Source organism: Streptomyces recifensis (assembly GCF_002154615.1).
Lineage (GTDB): Bacteria > Actinomycetota > Actinomycetes > Streptomycetales > Streptomycetaceae > Streptomyces > Streptomyces griseoluteus.
Window position 1 is genome coordinate 1 of sequence record NZ_MUNH01000571.1, and the last position, 4,645, is coordinate 4,645.

The following is a 4,645-nucleotide window of genomic DNA, read 5'->3' on the forward strand; positions in this document are numbered from 1 at the left end:
GGCGGGGGGCTCAGCGGGCGCTTGCCTCTCGGGCCGTTGCCGGGATGGTGCGGCTTGGGTATTCCGGGCGGCGGGAGTACTGGGAGCGAATGCATGAAGAGCTGGAGATCATTGGACATCATGGGTTTGCGTCTTATTTTCTGACCGTTGCCCAGGTGGTCGACGACGTGAGGGAGATGGGAATCCGGGTCGCTGCCCGGGGGTCCGGGGCCGGGTCTCTGGTGAACCATCTGCTGGGCATCGCCCATGCCGATCCGGTGGCGCACGGGTTGCTCATGGAGCGGTTCTTGTCGCGGGAGCGGGTTGCGCTTCCTGATATCGATGTGGATGTGGAGTCCGCTCGGCGGATCGAGGTTTATCGGGCGATTATCGGGCGGTTTGGCGGCGAGCGGGTCGCTACCGTTGCCATGCCGGAGACCTATCGTGTTCGGCATGCCATTCGGGATGTGGGGGCCGCTCTTTCGATGGACCCTGCCGAGATCGATCGGATTGCCAAGGCTTTCCCGCATATTCGGGCTCGGGACGCCCGGGTCGCGCTTGCCGAGCTGCCCGAGTTGAAGGCGCTTGCCGGGGAGCAGGAGCGGTACGGGGTGTTGTGGGACCTGGTGGAGGCGCTGGATGCCTTGCCGCGTGGGGTCGCCATGCATCCTTGTGGGGTTCTGCTGTCCGACTCCTCGCTGCTACGGCGCACTCCGGTGGTTCCCACCAGCGGGGAGGGGCTGCCCATGTCGCAGTTCGACAAGGAGGACGTGGAGGATCTCGGGCTGCTCAAGCTGGATGTGCTCGGGGTGCGGATGCAGTCGGCCATGGCGCACGCCGTCGCCGAGGTCGAGCGGGCCTCGGGGGAGCGGGTCGATCTGGAGGCTCTGCCCGCGGGGGATGCCGATACGTATCGGCTCATCCGGTCCACCGAGACGCTCGGGTGTTTTCAGATCGAGTCGCCCGGCCAGCGGGATCTGGTGGGGCGGCTTCAGCCTGATTGTTTCGCGGATCTGGTGGTGGACATTTCTCTGTTCCGGCCCGGTCCTGTCGCCGCCGACATGGTGCGGCCTTTTATCGAGGCGCGGCACGGGCGGGCGCCTGTGCGGTATCCGCATCCGGATCTTGAGCCGGCGTTGCGGGACACCTATGGGGTGGTGGTGTTCCATGAGCAGGTCATTGACATTCTTGCCGTCATGACCGGGTGCGGGCGGGGAGAGGCCGATGCCGTGCGGCGGTTGCTCTCCGATGCGGAGGCCCAGGGCAGGGTGCGGGTGTGGTTCGCTCAGCGGGCCGAGGAGAAGGGTTACGACGCCGAGACCATCCGGCGGACCTGGGAGATCGTCGAGGCTTTCGGGTCCTACGGGTTCTGCAAGGCGCATGCCGTCGCTTTCGCCGTGCCCACCTATCAGTCGGCGTGGCTCAAGGCGCATTACCCTGCCGCTTTCTATGCCGGGCTGCTCACGCACGATCCCGGCATGTATCCCAAGCGGTTGCTCCTGGCTGATGCGCGGCGGCTCGGCGTGCCGATCTTGCCGCTGGACGTGAATGTGTCCGGGGTCGCCCATCGAATCGAACTGGTGTCCGGGGCGTGGGGGGTGCGGCTCGCCCTCGCCGATGTGCACGGGATCAGTGAGGCGGAGGCCGCGCGGATCGCCGAGGGGCAGCCGTACGCCTCCCTGCTGGACTTCTGGGAGCGAGGGCGGCCGGGGCGGCCGCTCGCCCAGCGGTTGGCGCAGGTCGGGGCACTGGACGCGTTCGGGGCCAACCGGCGTGATCTCCAGTTGCACCTGGCCGAGCTGCACCGGGGCTCCCGTGGCGGGCGTGGGGAGCAGCTTCCGCTGGGCGGCGGCCGGCGGACCGCTTCCGCCGGGCTGCCCGATCTGTCGGACGCCGAGCGGCTCAGTGCCGAGCTGGGCGTGCTGTCCATGGACGTCTCCCACCACCTGATGGACGACCACCGGGGCTTCCTGGAGGAACTGGGCGCGGTGTCGGCGCGGCGGCTGCGCGAGGCCCGGCACGGGGAGACCGTACTGGTCGCCGGTGCCAAGGCGGCCACCCAGACCCCGCCGATCCGGTCCGGCCGGCGGGTCATCTTCAGCACGCTGGACGACGGCACCGGGCTGGTCGACCTCGCCTTCTTCGACGACTCGCACGACGCCTGCGCGCACACCGTCTTCCACTCCTGGCTGCTGCTGGTGCGCGGAGTGGTGCAGCGGCGTGGGCCCCGCAGTCTGAGCGTGGTGGGGTCGGCCGCCTGGAACCTCGCCGAACTCGCCGAGCTGCGGGCCGAGGGCGGTCTGGAGAAGGTGGCGGCCCGGCTGGCCGAGCCCGCGCCGGAGGCGAAGGCCGCGGAGGACGGGGTGGGGCGCCGGATTCGGATGTCCACCGGCTTCCAGATGCACCCGTGGGCCGACCTGCGCCCGGCCGGCCAGGAAGTGTCCGAGCAGGCGCCGTCCGCCATGCGGAAGTTGTGGCACCAGAGTCCGGGGAGTGCGGGATGACCATCCTCTGTGTGCGTTTTCGCCGGGCCGGCGAGGGTGACGGTGAGCTGGAGCTGTCCGAACTGCTCGGGCTGCTGGAGGAGTTCACGCCCGTTGTGGAGGGGCTGCCGCCCGACGGGGCCCTGGCCGATCTGCGGGGGGCCGAGCGGTACTTCGGGCGCGGGCCGGTGGAACTGGCCGCGCTGATCCGGGTACGGGCCCTCGCCCGGTACGGGGTCGACTGCGTGGTGGGCGCCGGGCCCGGGCCGACGCTGGCCCGGATGGCGCTGCGACAGGCCCGGCCGGGAGTGGTGTGCGCCGTTCCCGACGAGCCCGGTGCCGGGGCGGAGTTCCTCGCCGGGCTGCCCGTGGTCGCGCTGCCCGGGGTGGGGGCGGCCACCGCCCGGACTCTGTGCGAGTACGGGCTGGACACCCTCGGGCGGGTCGCCGTCGCGCCGCCCGCCACGCTCCAGCGGCTCGTCGGGGCCAGGACCGCCCGTGAGCTGCGGGAGCGGGCCAACGGGGTGGACCGGGGGCGGGTCGTGCCGAACGCCGTCTCCCGGTCGGTGGCCGCCGAGCGGTCCTTCGGCAGGGACGAGCTGGACCCCGGCCGGCACCGGCGGGCGCTGCTGGCCGACGCCGAGGAACTGGGCGCCCGGCTGCGGGAGATGGAGCACGTCTGTCGCTCCCTGACGCTCACCGTGCGCTACGCCGACCGCTCCACCACGGTCCGCGGACGCACCCTCGCCGAACCGACCGCGCACTCGGCCGACCTGACGAAGGCGGCGTACGGCATGTACGAGGCGCTGGGGCTCCAGCGGGCGCGGGTGCGGGCGCTCGCCCTGCGCGCCGAGGGGCTGACGCCGGCCGGGGAGGCCGCGCACCAGCTCACCTTCGACCCCGTGGACGAGAAGGTCCGCCGGATCGAGGAGGTCGCCGACCTGGCGCGGGCCAAGTTCGGGCCCCGCGCGGTGATGCCCGGGACGCTCGCTGCCTGAGTCACCCGCGTGGCGGGAGTTTCTGGTGGGATTCGGCGGTCCTGTGCCGCCTCGTGACGGTTCCTCAGTGTGCGGGGGCTTCTGAGGGCGGATGGAACTTTTTACCGACGCGTAACTTCACAATTGCACTACTCGTCCGTAACTTGACGAGTGAACAGCATCCCGTGATCCGGATCACAGGGTTAGGCCGTGCACCTTCTCCCTTGAGCCGCAAGGAGATCACACGATGCTGCCCTGGAAGCGAGCGCTCAGACCGCTCGCCGCGCTGGTCCTGGCCGCCGCGCTCGCCACCGTTCCCGCCGCCACCGCCCACGCCGCTCCCAGCAGTGGCTGGAACGACTACTCCTGCAAGCCCTCAGCCGCCCACCCGCGACCCGTCGTCCTCGTCCACGGCACCCTCGGCAACTCCGTCACCAACTGGGTGTCGCTCGCTCCGTACCTCAAGGAGCGCGGCTACTGCGTCTTCTCCCTCGACTACGGACAGCTCCCCGGTGTCCCCGTCTTCTACGGCCTCGGCCCGATCGACAAGTCGGCCGAGCAGCTCTCCGCCTTCGTCGACAAGGTGCTCACCGCCACCGGCGCCTCCAAGGCCGACCTCGTCGGCCACTCCCAGGGCGGCATGATGCCCCGGTACTACCTGAAGTTCCTCGGCGGGTCCGCCAAGGTGAACGCGCTCGTCGGGATCGCCCCCAGCAATCACGGCACCGACCTGAGCGGCCTCACCAACCTGCTGCCGTACTTCCCCGGCGCCGAGGACCTCATCAAGTCCACCACGCCCGGACTGGCCGACCAGATCACCAACTCGGCCTTCATGATCAAGCTCAACGCGGGCGGCGACACCGTCCCCGGTGTGCACTACACCGTCATCGCCACCAAGTACGACGAGGTCGTCACCCCCTGGCGCACCCAGTACCTCTCCGGCTCCGACGTCCGCAACGTCCTCCTCCAGGACCTCTGCCCGCTCGACCTCTCCGAACACGTCGCGATCGGCATCTTCGACCGCATCGCCTACCACGAGGTCGCCAACGCCCTCGACCCGTCCCACGCCACGGCCACCACCTGCGCGTCCGCCTTCAGCTGAGACGACTCGGGGCCCTGCCCGGCCTGAGCCGCCCGGCAGGGCCCCGCGTTCACAGGGGTGTTCAGCGCGGGTTCCGGCCCGTGGCGCGCTGAACACCCCTGTGA

At 70.4% G+C, this 4,645-nt stretch carries 3 protein-coding genes; all 3 read left to right on the forward strand.

The genetic code is table 11. From position 1 onward, the window contains the following. Positions 1 to 2,483: DNA polymerase III subunit alpha (gene dnaE / locus CCN33_RS26185; RefSeq protein ID WP_107483997.1), on the forward strand; the 2,483-nt coding region annotated here is incomplete at its 5' end. Further along, positions 2,480 to 3,460 (forward strand): DNA polymerase Y family protein, encoded by a 981-nt coding sequence (locus tag CCN33_RS26190; RefSeq protein ID WP_086695931.1) that lies wholly within the window; start codon positions 2,480 to 2,482, stop codon positions 3,458 to 3,460. The genes dnaE and CCN33_RS26190, both read left to right, overlap by 4 nt. A gap of 226 nt (positions 3,461 to 3,686) precedes the next feature. Then, positions 3,687 to 4,541, forward strand: a complete 855-nt coding sequence (locus CCN33_RS26195) for an esterase/lipase family protein (protein WP_086695932.1) — start codon at positions 3,687 to 3,689, stop codon at positions 4,539 to 4,541. Positions 4,542 to 4,645: the final 104 nt, after the last annotated feature.

Excerpts from the sequence above, each read along its gene's own strand:
- CCN33_RS26190 (WP_086695931.1), top strand. The coding sequence starts at position 2,480 with ATGACCATCCTCTGTGTGCGTTTTCGCCGGGCCGGCGAGGGTGACGGT.
- CCN33_RS26195 (WP_086695932.1), top strand. The coding sequence starts at position 3,687 with ATGCTGCCCTGGAAGCGAGCGCTCAGACCGCTCGCCGCGCTGGTCCTG.